The following is a 21927-nucleotide window of genomic DNA, read 5'->3' as shown; positions in this document are numbered from 1 at the left end:
TTAAGAAAGTTCCATCATTCGATCAAGTGCTTTTTTGGCAGAGATTCCAATCTCTTGTGGAATCTGTATTTCATTGTAGGGTTCTCCCTTTTTGTAAGCCTCAAGCACCTTTAAAACATCTTCCAAAGTCGTTTCATTCATCGTAGGACACTCTGGCTTTGTCGCAGAAAGAACAAAGGTATGATTGATTCCATTGTGAGGCTTTCTTAAACGATTGACAAGATTAAACTCTGTCCCTACAGCGACCTTTTGAGTAGGATCAAGGGAGGTGACATATTGAATAATCTGGCTTGTTGATCCGACAAAATCTGATCTTTCTACTACTTCTGGAGGACATTCAGGGTGCGTTACGATCAAGATATTTGGATATTTTGAACGATAAAACTCAATATCTTCTACACTAAAAAGCTGATGTACAGAACAAAATCCGTTATAACAAATCACATCCGCATCAAGAATCTCTTCTTGGCTTGATACTCCAAGAACAGCAGACTTCATTTTAAACCTATGAGCCAAATTAAGTCCCAAACACTTATCTGGGAGGAAGAAAATCTTCTTTTGGTGGCTTCTTGCATATTCAAAAATCTTACTTGCATTTGCACTTGTGCAAACTACCCCACCCATCTCTCCTACTTTGGCTTTAACTTGAGCATTTGAGTTGATATAAGTAATCGGAAAAATCTCTTTGATCCCATAGCTTTGCATCAATGCAATACTCTCATCATAATAAGTATCATCAATCATTCTTGCCATCGAACAGCACGCAAGCCGTGGCATAATCACACGCTTTTGTGGAGCAAGGATCTTGACACTCTGCCCCATAAATCCCACTCCACAAAATACAACAAGCTTATGGGGATTTGCACTCGCCTTTCTTGCAAGCTCCAAACTATCCCCCACCAAATCAGCCATTTCAACAATTTCATCTTTTTGATAATAATGTGCAACAAGCAATGCATCACATTCTTGCAATAATGCTCTAATTTTTTCTCTCATACAAAACTCCCTATTCTCTCTCCAAATTTCACGCTCCGCCCCTCTTCTAGCTCAAAATTCACTCCCGAGGCGATCAGCACAACAGTTGAACCCATTTTAAACATTCCCATTTCTCGCCCCTTTTTTATCTTCACAGGCTCTTGATATGCATATGTAATACACTCATTTGCTCTAGCATTGGTCTGTAGCCTTGGCTCAAAATGCAAAAGCATTTGTCCCACATTTAAAGCCCCCACAGCAACATAGAAAAATTTTCTTCCTCTTTGATCCTTTGCTACGACCACAACACGCTCATTGCGTATAAAAAGATTGTGATTTTTAAACAAGGACTTTTGATTGACAGGCAAAAGCTCCCCGCCAAAATAGCGCACCTCCACTACCTCCATATCACAAGGTGCATGATAGCGATGATAGTCTTTAGGAGATAGATACAAATTTAGATAACAATACCCATCTTCTACCACTTCTCCCAAAAACTCACTCACTCCATAACTCATTCCCTTGATTTGGATTGCCAAGTTATGCTCCACTTTTCCCCTAGCCATCACCAACGAATCTGTCGGAGAGACCCATACATCCTCTTGCATATCAACAAAACGCTCTTTTTGAAGCTCACGCGTAAAGAGATGATTGAGTGTGGGATAATCTTGTGCGGGTTTAAACTCCCCCAAATCGATTCCAAATATTTTGACATAACCTTGATTGATCCATTTTTGCAAAGGCTGAGGAAAGGGATATGAAGCAAATTTGCCAAACATCTTTGAACAAAAATTTGTCATGCTTGTTCTCCTTTATAGGCAATATTAGAAAGTTGCAACAAAAGCTCAACTTCACCGCGTGTAATCCCCAATTCTTTTGCAATCACATCCACGCTTTTGCCTGATTCTAAAAGTGAGAGAATCTTTTTTTCATCTACATTATTGACAGAATTGCTAGAGAAAAATTCTAGCTCTCTAATCTTCCCATCTAAGCTACTAAGATTGTTAGTAGCCATCTTAATCTCATCATTGACACGCTGTTCAATACTCTCTAAGTGTTCATATGTTTTACTCAAAGAGTGAGTGATGATATCTTTAGTTTGCATCTCAATTTGCGCAATGATTTCTTGCGTCTTTTCCTCTTGCTCTCCTTGAAGATTTTTTAGAATCTTTTGGATCTTATAAAACTCATCATATAAATTATCAATAGCAACTTCAAATTTATCCAATCGCTTTGAGGATTCTAAATCTTTAAAATAAGTAAAAAGCAAAATCAAAAATGCAGCCAATCCTATAAAACCACTTAAAATCAAATTTAGATTTTGTTCTATCCAAAGACTCATAGCCTCTCCTCTTTTTTAGATCGTATCTCTAATCGTTCGCATTCTACTATATAACTATCATAGCTTCTTGTATGCATTTCCCCCATTTTAATAATCCTTGCAATATTGGGAGTAAGCATCTTCAAATAAAAAGGAATAAGCTTATTGGGAAAGCTTGGTAAATCTACTCTTGCATAATACATTTTTCCCTCTTGCATCTTTTCTTTTAGGCATAAAAACTCATGTCCAATATAACAAGTCAGGGAAGATTGCTCAAGGTGAAGCAATGAAGTGGGTGTAGGAGAAATCTGTTGCTGAATATGCTCTAACTTTTTATATATTTCAAGCAAAAGCTCTAGCATCACTTCATCCCCATCATACTCTCTCCCCTTTGCAAGCCTCAACCACCGATCAATCCCCATTTCTTCTTTTTGATTGAGGTGGTGAAACTCTTCCAAACTCTCTCCTCCGATCTCTTCCACCTCTTTCATCTTTATTTCCAAAGCACTTCTAACAATGCGCGAACCTAATCCCAACTCCTTACACTGCAAAATCAATTCTTCCATCAAAACACTCCATCTAAAATCATTGCACTCAAGAACACAAACCCCAAATATCCATTGCTGACAAAAAAGGCCTTAGGAATATTTCTAAAATCTCTACTGACTAAAATTTGCTCATATAACAAAATCAAAGCACAAACAAATAATCCCACATAAGCAAGCCACCCACCTTGAAAATTCCATATAAATCCAAGCCAACACACAAGAGTCAAAAGGTGGAAAATCCGCGAGATCCATAAGGTTTTATAGATTCCCAACACACTTGGAATAGAATAGAGATGATGAGCTCTATCAAACTCAATATCTTGCAAAGAATACAACAAATCAAATCCTGCTACCCAAAATAACACACCCAAAGAAAGCAAAACGCACCAAAATGGAATCTCACCCAAAATAGCAATACACCCAGCAATGGGTGCAAGTCCCAAACTCAATCCAAGCACAAGATGCGCAAGACAAGAAAAACGCTTCATATAGGAATAAAATCCCAAAATAAACAAAAAGGGGAAAGACAAAAGAAAAGCAAGGGAATTAATCATATAGCTCACACCAACAAATCCGAGTGCATTAAAGATGATCAAAACCCTCATTGCATTGATTCCAATGCGCCCATCAACACTTGGGCGGTTTTTTGTGCGTTCATTTTTTGCATCAATATCACGATCCAAATAGCGATTAAAAGCCATTGCAAAATTGCGTGCAAAGATAAGGGCAAGCAAGCAAAGCCCCAGTATTTCAAACCCAAACCACAAAGAATGATTTTTTTGCAAAGAAGCACACAATAGCGCAATCAACATAAAAGGAGCAGAAAAAATCGTATGTTCAAAGGCAACAAGCTCACTAAAATCTTTAATTTTTTTTAGCATTTCATTCCAAAAACAATAAAAATTAAACTTGCGATTTTACTCTCTCTTAGAGTATTTTATACATCAAATAAAGCCAAAACATTCCACTCACAAACAATGAAACAAAATAGACCCTTTTGCTCCAAATCGCCCCAAAACTTAGACTTCCATACATAATCGCTAACCACAAGGGTGTCGATACTGATATTTTTAAAGAAGAGAATTGCAAACACATTTGCAAAAATTGATCCCATACCCCACCCCATCCAAGAAGATGCAAGCACAATGCACTCACAAACCACGGAGCAAAAAGAATGCTCAAAGGAATCGCAAGCCAAGAATCAAGAGAAAAAGAAGGAAAAAAGAGATGTGTCCAAATCAACATATGAAAAAATAATACAAGGTTTAATAAACATAAAATCACAAATCTCTTGAGCCAAAGATTGCAAATCCACCCAAAAGAGCAGTGCCTGAAAAACAAAAAAATATAAAACACACCCAAAACAGAAAACCAAAATCCAAGAGAGAAAACAAAATGAGGAAATAAAGCAAGAATCACCATTGCGCACAATGCAAGAAAAGAAAAATTAACCAAATGAAAGTAATAAAGCAAAAATAAATAGCCCATCAAACTCATCACATAAGCCCTCACAAAAGAAGGAGGAAAATCAAGCAAAACCAAGTAGCCAAATAAAAAGAGATGAAGCAAAATCCCCACATCAAAAAAACGATTGCGATAAGTAAAGTATCTTGCCTGAAAGAAGCGATAAATTGGGGAAACCACACAATAAAACAAAAAAGCCAAGATTCCCAAATGCAAACCACTGATAGCCAAAAGATGAGAAATCTTAAGATCACTTGCAAAATCCCTCCACTCTTTTGGCAAAGCAGAGGCAAAAAAGAGAGCTTGATAGAGTTGAGAAAAAATTGGATCTTGATGCTGTGAGCTCACAAAATCATAAAAGCCATATCGCCAATCCTTAGGCAATAAATCAAAACTAAACACAACAAAAAAACAGCTCTGAAGAGATTGGATAAAGCTACACGAGGCTGGCTTTCCAAACATTGAAATATCGCGATTTTGAAGATTCTTAAGATCTTCACGACTTGTCGCATACAAGATCATTCCATTTTGCGCTTTAAGCTTCAAAACCCATTTGTCGTTTTTAAAGTATTGATTTAAAACTCTTGCTTGAATCTTTTGCTTCTCTTGAGAGATATATTCCTGAAAATTCCAAAAACGCCATCCAAGCATCGCAACAAAAACAATACCTATCACCCCCAAAGTAATGAACCATTCTTTTTTGGATTCCAAAAATAAAACTCTAGAATCCATACTCCTCCCAATCAAACTCCATCATTCTTGCAAATCATACAATTTGAAGCTCTTGACTATAGCGGGTTTTTAAAAAATAAAAAATTCCCACAAGCATTCCTCCGCCCACCACAAACGCTAGCAAAACAGAATCAAAGATCCCCAATACCAAAAGCGAAACAAAAGCTGAGAATGCAGCAATGCTTGCATAAGGAAGCTGAGTAATAAAATGGCTTTGGACAGAGCAACCTGTACCAGCAGATGACAAAATGGTTGTATCTGAAATAGGAGATGTATGATCCCCAAAAATTGCTCCAGATAGCACTGCTGCCAAAGCTAACGATACATCTCCCCCAAGAGAAAGAGAGAGATCTACTCCGATAGGAATCATCACTGCAAAACATCCCCAACTTGTCCCTGTCATAAAAGCAATAAAAATTGAAGCAATAAATAACAGCAAAGGAATAAGAACCAAGCTTTTATTGCCCAAAAGCTCTTTTGCAAAATCAGAAAGATAAATCCCCGTCTGTAAATCATCTCTAACAATTGTTCCAATCGCCCAAGCCAAAATCAAAATCACAACAGAAGGAAGAGAGATCTTAATCCCTTGCTTAAAAATCAAATAATAATCTTCCTCTGCAATCTTCCCCTTTGAGGTCAAAAAACTCACAACAAGAGCAAGAACTCCTCCAAAGAAAATCGAAAAGCCCGTTTGTGCTTGATTTAAGATTGTCACAATATCGCTTGATTTGGAATTCAAATATCCTGTCAAAAAAATCATTGCCAAAGTCCCAAATGCCAATGCAACAATAGGAAAAATCAAAGAAGACATTCTCCCACAAGGTGCAACCTCTTGCATTTTCTCAATACCAACATTGACATTGCAATGCATCACAGGAAGATTGACCCTCCAAAGGATTGTTAAAAACACAGCAAGCAATGCAAACCATGCATAAAAATTCAATCCTATACTTGAGATTAAAGTCACAAGCGCACTTTGAGACCCTTCTTGAGGCAGACTTCCATTTAAGATTCCAATGATATAAGCCCCCCAACTTGATAATGGGATCAAAATACACACAGGGGCTGAGGTGCTATCAATAATATAGGCCAAACGCTCACGACTAATCTTGCTTGCATCACCCAATGGACGAACAGATCTCCCAAGAGTGAGAGCATTGAACTGATCATCGATAAAAATAACAATCCCTGCTATAAAGATCAAAAATTCTGAAGATCGGCGATCTTTAACCTTTTTTCTTGCCCAAGAAACAAATGCCTCAATTCCCCCAGAGTAAAAAAACATTTGAGGCAAAATACCCAATATCATCAAAAAAACAAAAATATAAATTGCGTGCGTATTAAGCTCTCTCTTCCCCTGATCCACATAATAAAAGACCGAAAGAAGCTTTTCAAAGATATAGATAGGAATTTCAAGGGGGCTAGAAGATTTCACAACAAAAGCACCCAATACAATCCCCACACATAAAGGCAAAATAATGCGCTTAGTCCAAAAAACCAAAACAAAAACACTCAATGGAACCAGAATAGAAAGATATTGATCGAAGTTCAAGAGGAATCCTTAAAGCAAATTCTGCGAAAGAAAACTTTCACAGAATTATAAGCACAGATCCCTCATATTTTTTTAAAAACAATATGTATTTTTATTTTTTAATAGGTAGTTCGCCCCCATATCGTTTTGATAGATAATACAAACTCACCACAAGCAATGCTCCTCCTACACCAAATGCAAGCAATGTGCTTCCTCCCAAGGAAACAACACAAAATGCTACAAATGAGAAAAACGCAACAATTGCCGCATAAGGAAATTGGGTCATAAAGTGGCTCTGCAAAGAACACCCTGCTCCAATGGAGGAAAGAATTGTTGTATCTGACATTGGCGAAGTATGATCCCCATAAACCGCACCAGAAAGCACTGCTGAAATCGCTATGATCGCATTTCCTCCACTTTGGGCACTCAACTCCACAGCAATTGGGATCATAATCGCAAAGCATCCCCAACTTGTCCCTGTGCTAAAAGAAATAAAAGCTGAAATCAAAAATAAAAACACAGGGAGCAAGACCAAGCTATGGCTACTAAGATAAGTTTTTGCTAGATTGCCAAGATAAACACCTGTTTGCAAATCCTCCTTAATCACTGGAGCAATCGCCCAAGCAAGGACCAAAATCACAATCGCAGGAAGCATTGATTTGATTCCCTTTAAAACAATCTCAAAATACTCTGTCTCAGCAATCTCCTTTCGCGAAAGGACAAAAGACACTCCAAGAGCAATCAATCCTCCACAAAATAAGGCAAAAGCGGTGTCTGTATTGGCAAGCATTTCAAAAAACTCTAGAGATTTACTTGCTTTATACCCTGTGTAAAAAATCATAAACACAATCGCTACAATCAAGACAAAAATTGGAATCAGTAGAAGCGAAAGTTTAGATTCTCTTTGCAAGAGATCTTGGGAAGATTCTGCCACATCAACATTGACATATCGACGCATCGCGGGAAGATTGATCTGCCATAAAATTGTCAAAAATACAGCAATCAATGCAAACCACGCATAAAAATTACTCCCAATACTCTCAAGTAAAACAAACAGCGCGTGATTAGAATCTTTGGGGAGATTGCTTTGTAAGATTCCAATGATATAAGCCCCCCAGCTTGAAAATGGGACGATCACACAAACAGGGGCTGAGGTGCTATCGATAATATAGGCCAAACGCTCACGACTTGAAGAATACATCCCTCCAAGAGGTTTGGCAATCTGCCCCACTGTCAATGCGTTGAAATAGTCATCAATAAAAATAACAATCCCTGCAAAAAAAGCAACAAATTCAGAGGTCTTTGTATCTCTGACCTTTCTTCTAGCCCATGCGACAAACGCACCAACTCCCCCCGAATAAATCACAACTTGAGACAAAATACCCAAAATAATCAAAAACAAAAATACATAGATTCCATACCAATTTGCTTCAAGCGTCCCACCTTTATAGCTATAAAACACAGAGGAAACCTTCTGATAGACATAATCAAAAATCTCTATTGGATTTTCATAATGCATCATCACCCCACCCAAAACAATACCCACAAAAAGAGACAAAACAATTCTCTTACTCAGGAGCACAAGGCCTATCACCACAAGTGGCACAAGAAGAGAAAAAAAAGTATCTGAATAATTCAAAATAACCCCTTTCTAGACTAAGATTAAGCCCGCAATACTAGCAAATCTTTGAAAGTGTTGGATATTTTAATGCCGAATAATATCAACGCCTTTAGGGGGATTAAATTCAAATTCTTTGCTTGGAATCTTTGGATTGAGTTGCACATTTTTAAGCTCGATCACCATATGATTCCCAAGCTCATCATTGTATTCTAACCTCTGAGGGATTGCATTTTTGACAATCAAAGCATATTCTTTCCCATCCACATAAGCAAGATAAAGATCAGAATCTTTTGGACTCTGTTTTGCGCGCTGAATGATTTTGAGAAAATTGATGCTTTGATTGGTTTGCAAATAGACCACTTGAGAAAGCAAAGGTTCATAAGAGATCAGTTCTCCCTTTTTTAAATAAACAATTTTTTGGATTGGAGTTTGATATTCCCATTTTGCATCATATGGAGCTAGTGCCACAAGAGATCCAGAATAATAAACCCCGCCCTCACCTTGAGAATTTTGCGCATATTGCACAAAATCTGCCCTCAAGCTTGTAATATTTTTATCTAGACCCACGCACATCACAACGCTCAATATCCAAAACAATAACTTCTGCATTCCTCAATCCTCTCAAACAATGAAACTTCAATATTTTATAGTGCTTGTGTTAAAATTGACAATAAAACTACCAAATAATCACAACAAGGGGTCATTTAATGCTTTCATCCATTTTTGGTTCAATTTTTGGAACACGCAACACAAGAATCCTAAAAAAATACAAAAAAAGAATCCATGCAATCAATGCCTTAGAATCACACTATCAATCCCTGCAAGATCAGGAGCTTCAAGAGGCTTTTTTAGCACTCAAACAAAAAGTCCAAAATCAAGAAGCCTCCCTTGAAGATGTTTTGAATGATAGCTTTGCCATTACGCGTGAAGCAAGTCGCAGAATCTACAACAAACGCCATCATGATGTCCAACTTATCGGTGGAATGGTGCTTCACGATGGAAAAATTGCTGAAATGAAAACAGGTGAAGGCAAAACTCTTGTGGCGACACTAGCTGTTGCGCTCAATGCAATGGTAGGAAAAAGCGTGCATGTCGTCACAGTCAATGATTATCTAGCTCAAAGAGACGCAGAAGACTTAAGAGAGTTATATGAATTTTTGGGATACTCAATCGGCTATATCACTGCCTCTACAAATGAAGAGGAAAGACTCAAAGTCTATGCAAGCGATATTGTTTATGGGACAAACAATGAATTTGGCTTTGATTATTTGCGTGACAATATGAAGTATTCCCTTGATCAAAAAGTGCAAAAAAATCATTACTTTGCAATCATTGATGAGGTGGATTCTATTTTGATTGATGAGGCAAGAACTCCGCTTATCATCTCAGGACCAGCCAACAAAAAACTAGAAAATTATCAAATTGCCAATGAAGTTGCTCAAAAGCTCACCAAAGATCAAGACTTCACAATCGATGAAAAAAATCGCGTCATTCTTTTGACTGAAGAAGGCATCCAAAGAGCTGAGGAGTTATTCAAAGTCGATAATCTCTACAATATCGAAAATGCTGGACTTGCTCACCATCTTGATCAAGCACTCAAGGCAAATTATCTCTTCATCAAAGACAAAGACTATGTTGTGCAAAACAATGAAGTTGTGATTGTTGATGAATTCACAGGCCGATTGAGTGAGGGCAGACGCTTTAGCGAAGGACTTCATCAAGCCATAGAGGCAAAAGAACAAGTTGCGATCAAGGAAGAGAGTCAAACCCTAGCAGATATTACTTTTCAAAACTATTTCCGCCTTTATGACAAGCTTGCAGGGATGACAGGAACTGCTCAAACTGAAGCAGGAGAATTTTTACAAATCTACAATCTTGATGTTGTCAGCATCCCGACCAATATCCCCATCCAAAGAAAAGATCTCAATGACTTAATCTATAAAAGCGAAAGAGAGAAATTCCAAGCCGTCATTGAAAAAATCAAAGAACTCCACAGAAAAGGCCAACCTGTGCTTGTGGGAACAGCAAGCATCGAAAAAAGCGAAATCCTACACGAACTCCTCAAAAAAGAACGAATCCCTCACACTGTATTGAACGCCAAACAGCACACAAAAGAAGCCGAAATCATCAAAGATGCGGGAAATAAGGGAGCAGTTACAATCGCGACAAATATGGCAGGACGAGGAGTTGATATCAAGCTGACTGACGAGATCAAAGAACTAGGAGGGCTTTATATCATCGGGACAGAACGACATGAAAGTCGTAGGATTGACAATCAGCTCAGAGGGAGAAGCGGACGGCAGGGGGATCCTGGAGTGAGTCAATTTTATCTTAGCCTTGAAGATAATCTTTTGCGAATCTTTGGAAGCGACAAAATCAAAGGCATTATGGAAAAATTAGGGCTTAAAGATGGAGAGCACATCGAATCTTCTCTTGTTACACGCTCTGTTGAAAATGCACAAAAGAAAGTAGAAGGATTGCATTTTGAATCAAGAAAGCATCTTTTGGAATATGATGATGTTGCCAACGAACAAAGAAAGGCAGTCTATCGCCTCAGAAATCAACTTCTAAATCAAGATTTTGACATTGATTCCAAAATCAAAGAAGATCGTCAAGCTGTAGTTGAAAACCTCTTACTCCAACTAGATATAACGCCAGAAATTCACTATCAAAATTATGATATCCCCAAACTTCAAGTGCAATTCCAAGAAAGCTTTGGAATCAAAATCGAAGGACTTGAGAATCTAGACTATGAAGAGCTTCAAGCCAAAATCATCGATACCCTCAATGCTAGTTATGAAGAAAAAATGCAAACTCTTGAGCTCAATCAAAGAAGTGAAATTGAGCGTATCATTTATCTCCAAGTCCTTGATAGTACTTGGAGAGAGCATCTTTATATGATGGACAACCTCAAAACAGGAATCGGCCTTAGAGGCTACAACCAAAAAGACCCTCTTGTAGAATACAAAAAAGAAAGCTACAACCTTTTCTTAGAACTTCGCAACTCTATTAAGACAGAAACGATCAAAACCCTCCATCTCATCAAACTACAAGCCCACCAAGAAGAGGCCAACAAGCAAGCTTTACAGAATCTAGAAGATGAATTTTCTCAAAACCTCACCTCCTCTCACCATGAAAATAAATTTGGCGTCAAGATTGCAAGAAATGAACTTTGCCCTTGCGGAAGTGGAAAAAAATACAAACAATGCCACGGAAAAAGTGGGCCAAAAAAAGGACTACTCGCTAGGAAAGCTCAATGAGCCTCTCCTCTCTCCTTCTTCCCAAATATCTCAAGTTTGACAAAACTCAGCCTTTTATCTTTATCACAAGCCTTATCGCCTTTTTAGGAATCGCTATTGGTGTGATGGTCCTATGTGTGGCGATGGCGATTATGAATGGGATCTCCAAAGAGCTTCAAGAAAAGATTTTTATCATGAATGCACCACTCAATATCAAAACTCTCGGCAAAAACGCGATCCCTCAAGATCTCCTCTATCGCCTCCAAATCGAATTTCCTCACCTCAACTTCAGCCCATATCTACAATCTTATGCAATGATCAAAACTGAATATGGAATCTTTCCAACCGTGATTTTTGGGATTGATTCTGTTTTGGAAGGACAAGTCAATCCGATTTTGCAAAGCACTCTTGAAGGCAAAGAAATAGACTCCTTTTCTCTCGTGATGGGTGAGGATTTCTATACCTCTTATGGAATCCAAAAAGCCCAAAAAGTCGTGCTCTTTTTTACTGATCTTTCTCCAAGTGCTTTGAGCTTCTCTCCCACGATGAAACGCTTTGAAGTCAAAGGGTTTTTTCACTCAGGGATTAGAGCCTATGATCGTGGATATAGCTACACTTCTCTAGAATCCTTAGCCAAAATCAAAGGAATCCAGCCTAACCTCTATGATGGCATCCATATCAACTCATCTAATCCCATGAAAGACTACAAAGACCTCTCCAGCTTTTTGGCTCAAAATTTCAAAAATCGGTTTTTTGTAGAGGGATGGTGGCATCAAAATGGCAATCTTTTCTCGGCGATGGAGTTAGAGAAACGCGCACTTTTTATTGTTTTGCTTTTGATTATTTTGATGGCATCGCTCAATATCATCAGTTCTCTCTTAATGGTAGTAATGAATAGACGCAAAGAGATCGCCCTGCTTCTTAGTATGGGGGCAAGCAAAGCAGAGATCAAAAAAGCTTTTTTTGGCATTGGAATGACTTTGGGCGTGGGTGGGATCATTTTGGGATTTGGCTTAGGGTTTGGGGTGATGGAGTTTCTTGCACATTTTCCTATCATCTCGCTTCCTGCAGATGTATATGGGACGACTAAACTCCCGCTTGATTTTTCTTGGATAGATGGGGTAATGATCGCCATTGGATCACTAATCATTGTATGCTTGTCATCTTTCTATCCGGCCCACAAAGCTTCACAAGTCAATTTATTGGAAGTTTTGAGGAATGAATAAGATAGCAAATTCATTCAAACTCTAAGTTGCCAGCCTAAAGATTAAAAAGATTACAAACTTAGAGATTGAGAAAAATGCAAAAATTAAGATTATCGGGCAGAGATCACTGTTTTGCCTTGGATTTTAGAAGCGATGAAAGGATTATAAATGGGTTTCAACATTGATATTAAATTTGATGCAAATGAGGTTTATCGTGATGCCTTTCAACCAGCTTTGAAGGAAGTTGGAAAGAGACTAGAAGATGTGGCAAAAACTGCAAATCTTATTTTAGCTCCATTTACTTTATGTGGAGCGTATGGTGTGAGATTTAAGAAATGGTGCAAAAGAATTGAGAATGAAGTCGATGAGAAAAATGTACAAGAAGCTCAACCCAATATCTTGCTCCCCACACTTGCAGGATTGGCAATCAATCCTGATGAAACCTTGCTAGGGGAAATGTTTTTTAATATCCTCAAAAGCTCTATTGATAAAACTAAGCAAAAATTCCTAAGTCCTGCATTCCCTAAAATCTTAGAACAACTCTCCAAAGATGAGGCGGTGATGCTAGTATTGCTCAAAAAACAAAAGTATCGCCTTCACACAAAAATGGATTTAGATAAACAACAAAATCGTTTTATCAACGAACAAACTCTTCTTGATGAATTTCCAAGAGAGAAACTTGATTTTCAAGAGAACTTATGGATATATAACGACCACTTACATAATCTCAATTTGAGTGGATGTTGGGAATATAAACAACAAGAATCTATTTATAGTGAAAGAATTATAGAACAAGGTAGTGGAGCGTTTTCTCACAAAGTCCCAGAACAAATAGGACTTAAGCGTTTTATGGAATTTAGACTTACAGACTTTGGAAAACACTTTGTTGAGGCTTGCATAAGCCAAAAATGCGAAGAATACATCTAATGCAAACAGAAAAACTCTCCATAATAAAATCTATTGGTGATACACAGAGAGAAGGGCTTAAAAACAAAAGAAATAGCATTATTCTCACTATTGAAATAGTCCAATTTGAATCTCCTACCCCTCTACCTATACTCATCAATTACTATACTTCCCCCTCAAGTCATCCTTTTGATGAAGAACTAAGACACTCTATCTATTTGGATTATCTCTGCACTGAAAAAATCTATAAACATATAGAAAAATTCGATGACAATTTTGACTTTTTAATAATCACAAAAGAAAATCTTTATCTTGGCTTAAATAGTTACAACTTTTGGACTTCTATACACTTTAGGGGGATAGTCTCTAAAACCATTCCAAGCGATTTAGACACAAATGCAGTCAAAGAATACCATCACGCTTTTTACTCATCATTTTTTGGGACAAATGCTTGCAATCAGTCTATAGACTTCAACACATTTTTTCAAAACAAAGTAGAGATTAGTGGAAACTTCATTAAAGCACTCGATTTTAAGAATTCCTATTTTGATAGAGAAGTTTGGCTTCGATATCTTTTGGTAAGAAAGAGTATAGGTTTTGCAAATTGCAGGTTCAATAAAGATTTCACTATCTCTGCAATGACACTTGAGAGTAAAACATTTTTAGATTTTTCTCATTCTATCTTTTTCCAAAAGGCGGATTTTTCATCGACTCAATTTTTTGGAGCTATTCGTTTCCATCGCTCTTCCTTTATGGCTGAAGCTTTGTTTTACAATTCACAATTTTTAGACACTGTTAATTTCTACTTTGCAACCTTTATGCAACCCCCAAGTTTTTCAATGTGTGTTTTTAAAGATTCAAAACTAGTCCATTTCACAGGAGTAGATATTTCACATCTAACCCTTCAAGTTCTTAAAACAAATATTCAAGAAAAAGCACAAGAAGAAAGAGGTGAAGAAAATGATTTTCAGGGTAGAGGAACAACTTATCTGCAAATCCAGCACACAATCAATCTAAGAGATTCTTTTCGCGTCATCAAAGAAACACTCAATGCCCAATCAAATAGTCTAGAATCTCAAAAATGGCACAAACTTGAACTATACGCAAAAGAGCTTGAGCTCAAATACAGGAGAAAAATCAAAAATCTAGAAAAAGAAGCAAGAGAGTTTGATCAAATTGCAAAGCAAGATATGATCAACAACGAAAGAGCCAATAAAAAACAAGAGCTATATATTCCTCGCATCAAGCAAAACGATTCGGCACAAATGCTAGAAATCAACAAAAGAGAAAGTCTCAAAAACACCATTGAGTATATTCAACTATGGTTTTATCGCCATACCTCAGACCACCACACTGATTTACTCAAAATCATCTCTTGGGTGATTGTTGTGATTGGGTGCTTTGGAATCCTTCTGTTTGCTTGCAGATATGGGACAAATCTCCAAGCTTTTATTAACAATCACTCCAAAAATACTTTTGTGGCTTTATTTAATACCCCACTTATCACACAAAGCAAAATGATAGGACTAGTTTATCTTCTTGGGGTTTGTAGTCTTTTTTGGAAATGGAGTAGGATCTTATTTTTTTCTAGCATCACTCTAAGTATGACGCTCATCTCATCTAAAAGTATTTTTGGAGTAAGCAGTCTTTTGGCTTCAAGTGCCTCTTATAATCCCCTAGAAAACTTCCTCCTGCTCCTCTATGCCCTTGTGATGATTCTCTTACTCTTCTCCCTCCAAAAAACTGCACGCAAAAACTCTATCGTGCCAAGCTAACCTAGCTCTAAAGCACAGACTTGACTTACACCTTTAATGCAAGCTTTATTGATTGGAGCTAAAGATTTTTTTGAGATGAAAAGCATAATCAGCTTGATATTGTTCGATTTTGGGATTTTTGACCACATCATAGCAAGCAAAGCTTTCCAAAGCCTGCATTCCTATAAATTGATGCGTTTTATGAAGAGAAAACAATGCACCATCCACTCCCCTCCCCTCAAAAAACTGATTTTTCTCCACAAAGGCCTCAAGTGGGGCATTCCAAGTCGTGGAGAAAAGATACTTTTTCCCATGACTCCCTCCTCCTGTGCCATATTTTTTGCTCTCATCCTCTCGACTTCGTCCATCTCCACTGAAAAGTTTTCCATATAACCCCAAAAAAACCTCATCAATATATTTTTTCACAATCCAAGGCTCACCCATCCACCAAGCGGGCATTTGATAGAGCAATACATCAGCTCTTAAGATTTTCTCCACTTCTTCTTGGATGGTATATCCCTGATCAATACAAGTTTGCTCAACCTCATAGCCAAGCTGAGTGAGAATCTCATTAGCAAGTTGATGAAGGGCTGTATTGAGTTTCCCCCCAGAAGATCCAAATACCTTTGCTCCATTCAAAAGTAAAACATGTTTCATTTTCTACTCCTCTTTAATTTCCTCTATTTAAATGGGCGGGGATTGTATCAAAGCTCTTTAAAGAGGAGATTTATAGTTGATTACTTTGTTTCGTTGTGCATTTGGTTATACACACTTCCACTGTATCGCACCTCTTCAACTGGCGTTTCATCATCTAATATCGGAGAAATTTCACCTGAAATATTCTCTCTTGCCTTTTCTAGCTCTTCCTCACTATAGCTATAGTGCAGATGGGCTTCCAAAACACTAGGCAAAGCACCGACTGTATTCAAAATCTCCATTTCTTTTTCGATATTTTCTGCCTCAATACTTATGATAAGCACCCTTTTCCCCTCATCCATTAGATGCACTTCACATCCTTTGATTTTTTCAATCTCTTGTTTGGCTTGTATCACCCCCTCTTTGGCATATACGATTGCACTTGAAATATTCATTTTTCTTCCTTTTGATATGGTTTGATTCTGATTGCTTCTGTGGGGCATCTTGATAAACATAAGCCACATCCATTACAACTCACAATTTCAGGATAAAACATCCCCATAAATTCAATCTTGCACGGACATATATCTTTGCAAGATAAGCAGATTGATTTATTCCACGCAAGGCATCCATTTGGATCAATCTCTGCCCTCATATTTACTTCTTCTTTTGATAGATCAAATCCCCCATGCTCTCCATTACTCTGATAGCAAGCCTGAACACACTTTTGGCAAAAAATACATCCACTCTCCTCAAAATGAAGAGTTGGAAAACCATCAGGAGTTAAGACGATAATATTCTCAGGGCAAGAATCCAAACAAGAATGCGTGACACAAGAAGAACAGATTGCAGAAAGCTCTGAAGTCAGATAGGGCATCATTTGCAAGATCTGAGATCTTGCAAAGATTCTTTTACTGAACCCCCTCATTGATCACATCAAGAAGGTTAGATGATTTTTTACTCTCTTTTGAGCGATAGATAGGCTTGAAGTTATTTTGAACCGCAGGCTTAAGATCAGCTTGTGGAGCATGACATTGTGTGCAATTCCATCGACTATCAGCCACTCCATCTTGCACGGCTTGCTGATGTCGCAAATCATAAGTATGCGACTTTGGAACAGGTGTCGCACCCACATCTGCAGCAACCTCTGGAGAATGGCAATCCAAACACATATTGCTATCTTGAGTAAAATCTGTCAATCCTTCCACATCGTGAGGAATCATCGGTGGAGCATTTTCATAAGCTCTTTCAAAAACTTGACTTTCTCCTGGCGCTTTATCACCATATTTAAAGTCTTGGAGTTTTGTTTTGTCTTCACTTTGCAATGGGGTTCTTCTCAACCCAATCTCATCTTCACTGATACTCTTAGCACCAAAGGCAAAACTTACCAATAATCCCCCTACTACAAACAAATTCATCATTTTCATTTTTTCTCTCCTAATAAACTAAATTTAAGCGCATCATCCTGACACACCTCAACACATCTTCCACATCTCAAGCAAGCCATCTGTTTGACTTGAACAGATTCTTTGCCAATCATATCAAGCACCTGAGGCTCTGGGCAGATCTTAATGCACTCCATACATTTTGTGCAATTTGAAGCATTATGCTTAATACGCAACAAAGAAAATTTTCCAATCAAAGAGAATGTCGCTCCGATAGGACAAATATGGCCACAAAAACCATTTTTAAGTACAAACAAATCAAATAAAAAAATCAAAGCAACGCCCAAGATTCCAAAGCCCATCCCAAAAACCACTCCACGATGAAGTGCAGAAACAGGATTGATGCTCTCAAAAGCAGGAATTGCAAAGATTGCTGAAAGTATCAACGCCAACACAAGCACACCATATTTCAACCCTCTTGGTATATTGACACCCTTAAGGGCATTAAGCCCAAGCTTGCGACGCAATAATGATGCAAAATCACTCACCAAATTGATTGGACACACATATGCACAATATGCTCTTCCCGCAAAGATTCCATAAAATCCCACAACAATCAAGAATCCAAGCCATAAATCAACAGCAACAACCCCTCCAGCGACAAAAAGTTGCAAAGTCGCAAAAGGATCGCTCAAAGGAATCACACCAAACACTTTTGAAAAACTCAAATCTCCACTCAACACAGAGCTAAGATTCTCCTTGCTCAATATGCTTCCCTTCACCTCTTGATTATATATATTTTGCACCCATTGCTTTTTTTCTTCTTGATGATTTCGCAATTCCAAAACTGCATAATTTCCAAGGATAAAAAGCCCCAAGATTCCAACCTGCACTAAGCGTCTAAGAATCAAAAATTTATTCTTCCACAAAGCTCTCATCTTAGAACCCTCCATCATTGAGATATTCAAGAGCATCTTTTCTGGGAGTAGATGAATTGATACGCTCATTCATCCTCTTCTCATCTCCCTCTTTCCAGCTTCGGATATAGTGCTCTCCCACCTTTCCTAAGACTTTCTCTCTTGGAAGGACTCTGATTGTGGGCTCTTGTGTAACACACGCCTTTTCACACATTCCACATCCTGTGCAAATCTCTGCATTGACGATAGGCAACATTTGTGCGTGCTCATTTGTGAAAGTATTGTGTCGGTATTCCAACACAATCGCCTCATCAATCAAAGGACACGCTCTATAACACGCATCACACTGTATCCCACCATAGGCAATACAATGCGTCGTATCCACCACAGCTACCCCCATCCTAGATCGATTGATATCAGGATTTCCCTGACTATCAAGCAATCTTCTCACATCCAAAGCATGAGTTGGACAAGCAACAGCACAAGGAATGTCTTTGCACATATAACAGGGGATCTTGCGAGGCTCAAAATAAGGCGTCCCTGCCTCAATCCCACTTCCAAAAGGAGCGAGCTTAAGGGTGAGATAGGGACAAGATTCCACACACAAACCACAGCGTATGCAAGATGACAAAAAGCTTTCATCCGCACCTGGTGGTCGCAAAGCAAGATCGTTTTTCTTGCCCTGCAAGTGTGTGCTCCAAACCATAGCTCCTGCACCTAAAAGTCCAGCACTCCCAATCCACTTGAGAATCGTCTGTCTTCGAGCAGGATCAAAGCCTTTTTGCATCTTTAAGCCTTATAAATTTTTACAGCACATTTCTTATAGTCTGTTTGCTTTGAAAGAGGACAAGTTGAATCAAGGCAAACTTTATTGATCAATACATTTTCATCAAACCATGGAACATAAATCAAACCTTTTGGAGGCTTATTTCTTCCACGAACATCAATTCTTGCTTTTACCTTCCCTCTTCGGCTTTCAATCCAAATCGTATCACCCTGATTTAGTCCCTTGGCTTGCGCATCTTTTGGATTCATATAGCACATCGCTTCAGGCACAGCTTTGTAGAGTTCTGGCACACGCATCGTCATTGTTCCACTATGCCAATGCTCCAAAACACGACCTGTGCAAAGCCACATTGGATATTCATCATTGGGCATTTCGCAAGGATCCATATAAGGACGTAAGAAAATCTTTGCTCGATTATCAATACTTACTTTTTCAGCACTTGGAGCTTTTAAATCTCCTTTGGGAATAGAAGCTCCCTTATGCCCATAAAATGCATATTTTTCCCCTGCTTTTGCATATTTTTTTGCATAAGGATCATATTCGGCATTGAATCTCCACAATGTTTCTTTCCAACCAAGTTTTTCTTTTTTGTCTTCAACAACAGGCCATCTCAAACCTCTTACATAATGATAAACATCAAAAGGAGCTAGATCATGTCCATGTCCTGTTCCAAACTTACGATAATCCTCCCAAAGATACTTTTGGATAAAGAAGCCACATCCCTTATATTCCTTGCCATCTCCCCCCTTAACCTTTCTAAAATCTCCCAATACTTCTGTATTGTCAAAGCCTTTTGTAACCTTGTCTTTGCCATAAGCAAAGGTTTTGGCTTCTTTATTGGCAAACAACACATCATAGAGCGTATCGCTTTCTTTGTAGCCCATTTTCTTGGCTTCTTCAAGTGTGGATTTCATCTCAAGATCTGGGAAATCTTTGCCCCAAGTTTCCTTAATCGTGAAGCGTTTTGCAAACTCCATCATTTGCCAAATATCAGGCATCGCTTCCCCAGGAGCTACAACTTGTTGTCTCCAATGCTGACTTCTTCTCTCAGCATTTCCATAAGCTCCCCATTTTTCATACATCATCGCGCTTGGCAAAATCAAATCTGCCACTTTTGCACTGATTCCAGGATAGCAATCACTTGTCACGATGAAGTTATCCATTTCGCGCGCAGCTTTGAGCCAGTGATTGAGATTGGCTGTGTTTTGCCATGGGTTATTGACCGCAACCCAAATCCATTTGATTTTTCCTTCTTCGATTTGACGCATTGCATTTAAATAATGCGCACCAACTTTTCCATTCAATGTCCCACTAGGAAGTTTCCAAATCTTTTCTGTCACTTCTCGATGTTTTGGATTATCTACCACCATATCTGCAGGCAATCTATGACAGAAAACACCCACCTCTCTTGCAGTTCCACATGCACTAGGCTGACCAGTCAAAGAGAAAGCCCCACTTCCTGGCTGACTTTGTTTTCCCAAAAGCATATGCACCATATAGCTTTGCTCATTGACCCAGCTTCCTCTTTGGTGCTGATTCATTCCCATAGTCCAGAAACTAACAACCTTGCGATTTTTTTCAATGTAATAATTTGCAAGACTTTGAAGTTTTTTCTTAAATTCTTCTAAATCTTCTTCCTCATCACCCTTAGCAAGCTTTGCCACAAAATCAAGTGTATAAGGCTCTAGTCCCTTTTTGAATTCTTCAAAGCTGATTTCCCAGTTTGCTCCAGCTTTACCCGCATTATCCATTTTAAGATCATCACCTGCTTTTAAGCCAAGATATTGAAGAGTGATCCCTTCTTGATCGCTTAGCTTTTTAGATACCTCTTTGGCGACAATATCCTTTTCACTCTTTGAAACATATGGAGAATTAGGATCATTTCTTAAACCATAGCCGATATTGACAAATCCTGTTGTGAAAACACAATGCTTTTTCACAAAATCCCAATCAATCGCACTTGGATTGTTATATACAATCTCTCTAGCAATATAATTCCAAATCGCTAGATCTGTTTGAGGTCTAAAAATAATCTCAATATCAGCAATGTCTGAAGTTCTATTTCGATAAGTTGTGAGATTGACAATCTTAACTTTTTCTTTATTGGTTAGCTTATGATCTGTAACCCTGCTCCAGAGGATTGGATGCATTTCTGCCATATTTGCTCCCCAAGTAACGATCGTATCTGTAAGCTCAATATCGTTATAGCATCCCGCAGGCTCATCGATTCCAAAAGTTTGCATAAAGCCCACAACAGCACTTGCCATACAATGTCTTGCATTAGGATCAATATTGTTGCTTCTCAAGCCTCCCTTAAAAAGCTTTACAGCAGCATATCCCTCAGGAATCGTATATTGACCTGATCCAAAGACCATTGTTGCTGTAGGGCCATATTGGTTATAAACTTTTTTAAATTGTTCTTCCATCACATCAAAAGCTTTTTTCCAGCTTACAGGAGCAAATTTACCCTTCTTATCAAACTCTCCTTTATTATTGACACGCAAAAGGGGTTGAACTAAGCGATCCTGAGCATACATAATCTTGGCACAGAAATATCCCTTGATGCAGTTAATTCCCTTATTGACAGGCGCTTCTGGATCACCCTTAACTGCAACAATTTTGTTATTCTTTGTAGCAACCATGATTCCGCATCCTGTTCCACAGAATCGACATGTTGCCTTATCCCATCTCCAATCATTTTCTCCTTGTTTTGCCTTTGCTTCAAGACTTTGAGGGATTCCCACCCCAACACTCAAAGCCGCACTCATTACAGCTGAGCTTTTTAAAAAATCACGACGATCTAATCTCTCTTGCATATTTTTCCTTCCTAAGTAAGATTGAAAACTTAATTGATTGTGCCAATCAAGCAAGTCATCAAAATTATATTCCAAATCCCACTAGAACAT

General features: G+C 38.3%; 20 protein-coding genes. 4 read left to right on the top strand and 16 right to left on the bottom strand.

Annotated features, from left to right (window positions below; translation table 11 throughout):
- The 9 genes from nadA to lolA all read right to left on the bottom strand — a co-directional run bounded on the left by nadA (position 1) and on the right by lolA (position 8801).
- Positions 1–996: a quinolinate synthase NadA gene (gene nadA, locus LW137_RS05385; protein ID WP_233033964.1), complete on the bottom strand. Its 996-nt coding sequence runs from the start codon at positions 994–996 to the stop codon at positions 1–3.
- Positions 993–1775 carry a phosphatidylserine decarboxylase gene (locus LW137_RS05380; RefSeq protein WP_233033962.1) on the bottom strand — a complete coding sequence of 261 codons (783 nt, stop codon included), beginning with the start codon at positions 1773–1775 and terminating at the stop codon, positions 993–995. Before LW137_RS05380 ends, nadA begins: the two co-directional genes overlap by 4 nt.
- On the bottom strand, positions 1772–2317 hold the full coding sequence (locus LW137_RS05375) for a DUF6115 domain-containing protein (RefSeq protein ID WP_233033960.1): 546 nt from the start codon (positions 2315–2317) through the stop codon (positions 1772–1774). The genes LW137_RS05380 and LW137_RS05375 overlap by 4 nt, the downstream gene beginning before the upstream one ends.
- On the bottom strand, positions 2314–2862 hold the full coding sequence (locus LW137_RS05370) for a hypothetical protein (RefSeq protein ID WP_233033958.1): 549 nt from the start codon (positions 2860–2862) through the stop codon (positions 2314–2316). The genes LW137_RS05375 and LW137_RS05370 overlap by 4 nt, the downstream gene beginning before the upstream one ends.
- Positions 2862–3725 (bottom strand): menaquinone biosynthesis prenyltransferase MqnP, encoded by an 864-nt coding sequence (gene mqnP, locus LW137_RS05365; RefSeq protein ID WP_233033956.1) that lies wholly within the window; start codon positions 3723–3725, stop codon positions 2862–2864. The genes LW137_RS05370 and mqnP overlap by 1 nt, the downstream gene beginning before the upstream one ends.
- 46 nt (positions 3726–3771) lie before the next feature.
- Positions 3772–5040, bottom strand: coding sequence for a ComEC/Rec2 family competence protein (locus tag LW137_RS05360; RefSeq protein WP_233033954.1), 1269 nt, complete (start codon positions 5038–5040; stop codon positions 3772–3774).
- Positions 5041–5074: 34 nt separating this feature from the next.
- On the bottom strand, positions 5075–6592 hold the full coding sequence (locus tag LW137_RS05355) for a Na+/H+ antiporter NhaC family protein (RefSeq protein WP_233033953.1): 1518 nt from the start codon (positions 6590–6592) through the stop codon (positions 5075–5077).
- 91 nt (positions 6593–6683) lie between these two features.
- Positions 6684–8210, bottom strand: coding sequence for a Na+/H+ antiporter NhaC family protein (locus LW137_RS05350; protein WP_233033952.1), 1527 nt, complete (start codon positions 8208–8210; stop codon positions 6684–6686).
- 66 nt (positions 8211–8276) lie between these two features.
- The gene (gene lolA / locus LW137_RS05345) at positions 8277–8801 is read right to left on the bottom strand and encodes a LolA-like outer membrane lipoprotein chaperone (RefSeq protein WP_233033950.1); all 525 of its coding nucleotides are present in this window, start codon (positions 8799–8801) and stop codon (positions 8277–8279) included.
- Positions 8802–8899: 98 nt separating this feature from the next.
- Here lolA and secA point away from each other — a divergent pair, with 98 nt between their 5' ends.
- From secA to LW137_RS05325, 4 genes are all read left to right on the top strand, one after another.
- Complete coding sequence (secA, locus tag LW137_RS05340; protein WP_233033948.1) at positions 8900–11452, top strand: preprotein translocase subunit SecA; 2553 nt, start codon at positions 8900–8902, stop codon at positions 11450–11452.
- Positions 11449–12657, top strand: coding sequence for an ABC transporter permease (locus LW137_RS05335; protein WP_233033946.1), 1209 nt, complete (start codon positions 11449–11451; stop codon positions 12655–12657). The genes secA and LW137_RS05335 overlap by 4 nt, the downstream gene beginning before the upstream one ends.
- Before the next feature lie 147 nt (positions 12658–12804).
- Positions 12805–13563: an Abi-alpha family protein gene (locus LW137_RS05330; RefSeq protein WP_233033944.1), complete on the top strand. Its 759-nt coding sequence runs from the start codon at positions 12805–12807 to the stop codon at positions 13561–13563.
- Entirely contained in the window at positions 13545–15317 is a 1773-nt protein-coding gene (locus tag LW137_RS05325; protein ID WP_233033942.1) for a pentapeptide repeat-containing protein, read from the top strand. Before LW137_RS05330 ends, LW137_RS05325 begins: the two co-directional genes overlap by 19 nt.
- 45 nt (positions 15318–15362) lie before the next feature.
- On the opposite strand, the gene LW137_RS05320 is transcribed toward LW137_RS05325, so the two are convergent.
- From LW137_RS05320 to napA, 7 genes are all read right to left on the bottom strand, one after another.
- The gene (locus LW137_RS05320; protein ID WP_233033940.1) at positions 15363–15953 is read right to left on the bottom strand and encodes an NAD(P)H-dependent oxidoreductase; all 591 of its coding nucleotides are present in this window, start codon (positions 15951–15953) and stop codon (positions 15363–15365) included.
- An 80-nt stretch (positions 15954–16033) separates the two neighbouring features.
- The gene (locus tag LW137_RS05315) at positions 16034–16387 is read right to left on the bottom strand and encodes a chaperone NapD (RefSeq protein ID WP_233033938.1); all 354 of its coding nucleotides are present in this window, start codon (positions 16385–16387) and stop codon (positions 16034–16036) included.
- Positions 16384–16860, bottom strand: a complete 477-nt coding sequence (locus LW137_RS05310; protein ID WP_233033936.1) for a 4Fe-4S dicluster domain-containing protein — start codon at positions 16858–16860, stop codon at positions 16384–16386. The genes LW137_RS05315 and LW137_RS05310 overlap by 4 nt, the downstream gene beginning before the upstream one ends.
- Positions 16844–17359, bottom strand: coding sequence for a nitrate reductase cytochrome c-type subunit (locus LW137_RS05305; protein WP_233033934.1), 516 nt, complete (start codon positions 17357–17359; stop codon positions 16844–16846). The genes LW137_RS05310 and LW137_RS05305 overlap by 17 nt, the downstream gene beginning before the upstream one ends.
- Entirely contained in the window at positions 17356–18255 is a 900-nt protein-coding gene (napH, locus tag LW137_RS05300; protein WP_233033932.1) for a quinol dehydrogenase ferredoxin subunit NapH, read from the bottom strand. Before napH ends, LW137_RS05305 begins: the two co-directional genes overlap by 4 nt.
- Before the next feature lies 1 nt (position 18256).
- Positions 18257–19021 (bottom strand): ferredoxin-type protein NapG, encoded by a 765-nt coding sequence (napG, locus tag LW137_RS05295; RefSeq protein WP_233033929.1) that lies wholly within the window; start codon positions 19019–19021, stop codon positions 18257–18259.
- Between the two features lie 2 nt (positions 19022–19023).
- The gene (gene napA / locus LW137_RS05290; RefSeq protein WP_233033928.1) at positions 19024–21837 is read right to left on the bottom strand and encodes a nitrate reductase catalytic subunit NapA; all 2814 of its coding nucleotides are present in this window, start codon (positions 21835–21837) and stop codon (positions 19024–19026) included.
- Between the last annotated feature and the right edge of the window lie 90 nt (positions 21838–21927).

It is taken from the genome of Helicobacter kayseriensis (genome assembly GCF_021300655.1).
Lineage (GTDB): Bacteria > Campylobacterota > Campylobacteria > Campylobacterales > Helicobacteraceae > Helicobacter_G > Helicobacter_G kayseriensis.
The sequence above is the reverse complement of the archived record's forward strand: the minus strand, read 5'-3'. Positions and strand labels throughout refer to the sequence as shown.

What these genes read in the sequence shown, in the direction of transcription:
- mqnP (WP_233033956.1), bottom strand. Translation starts at nt 3,725, where the DNA reads ATGCTAAAAAAAATTAAAGATTTTAGTGAGCTTGTTGCCTTTGAACAT.
- LW137_RS05360 (WP_233033954.1), bottom strand. Translation starts at nt 5,040, where the DNA reads ATGGATTCTAGAGTTTTATTTTTGGAATCCAAAAAAGAATGGTTCATT.
- napH (WP_233033932.1), bottom strand. Translation starts at nt 18,255, where the DNA reads ATGAGAGCTTTGTGGAAGAATAAATTTTTGATTCTTAGACGCTTAGTG.
- nadA (WP_233033964.1), bottom strand. Translation starts at nt 996, where the DNA reads ATGAGAGAAAAAATTAGAGCATTATTGCAAGAATGTGATGCATTGCTT.
- LW137_RS05380 (WP_233033962.1), bottom strand. Translation starts at nt 1,775, where the DNA reads ATGACAAATTTTTGTTCAAAGATGTTTGGCAAATTTGCTTCATATCCC.
- LW137_RS05370 (WP_233033958.1), bottom strand. Translation starts at nt 2,862, where the DNA reads ATGGAAGAATTGATTTTGCAGTGTAAGGAGTTGGGATTAGGTTCGCGC.
- LW137_RS05310 (WP_233033936.1), bottom strand. Translation starts at nt 16,860, where the DNA reads ATGAGGGGGTTCAGTAAAAGAATCTTTGCAAGATCTCAGATCTTGCAA.
- LW137_RS05315 (WP_233033938.1), bottom strand. Translation starts at nt 16,387, where the DNA reads ATGAATATTTCAAGTGCAATCGTATATGCCAAAGAGGGGGTGATACAA.
- LW137_RS05375 (WP_233033960.1), bottom strand. Translation starts at nt 2,317, where the DNA reads ATGAGTCTTTGGATAGAACAAAATCTAAATTTGATTTTAAGTGGTTTT.
- napG (WP_233033929.1), bottom strand. Translation starts at nt 19,021, where the DNA reads ATGCAAAAAGGCTTTGATCCTGCTCGAAGACAGACGATTCTCAAGTGG.
- LW137_RS05335 (WP_233033946.1), top strand. Translation starts at nt 11,449, where the DNA reads ATGAGCCTCTCCTCTCTCCTTCTTCCCAAATATCTCAAGTTTGACAAA.
- secA (WP_233033948.1), top strand. Translation starts at nt 8,900, where the DNA reads ATGCTTTCATCCATTTTTGGTTCAATTTTTGGAACACGCAACACAAGA.
- lolA (WP_233033950.1), bottom strand. Translation starts at nt 8,801, where the DNA reads ATGCAGAAGTTATTGTTTTGGATATTGAGCGTTGTGATGTGCGTGGGT.
- LW137_RS05325 (WP_233033942.1), top strand. Translation starts at nt 13,545, where the DNA reads ATGCGAAGAATACATCTAATGCAAACAGAAAAACTCTCCATAATAAAA.
- LW137_RS05330 (WP_233033944.1), top strand. Translation starts at nt 12,805, where the DNA reads ATGGGTTTCAACATTGATATTAAATTTGATGCAAATGAGGTTTATCGT.
- LW137_RS05320 (WP_233033940.1), bottom strand. Translation starts at nt 15,953, where the DNA reads ATGAAACATGTTTTACTTTTGAATGGAGCAAAGGTATTTGGATCTTCT.
- LW137_RS05305 (WP_233033934.1), bottom strand. Translation starts at nt 17,359, where the DNA reads ATGAAAATGATGAATTTGTTTGTAGTAGGGGGATTATTGGTAAGTTTT.
- napA (WP_233033928.1), bottom strand. Translation starts at nt 21,837, where the DNA reads ATGCAAGAGAGATTAGATCGTCGTGATTTTTTAAAAAGCTCAGCTGTA.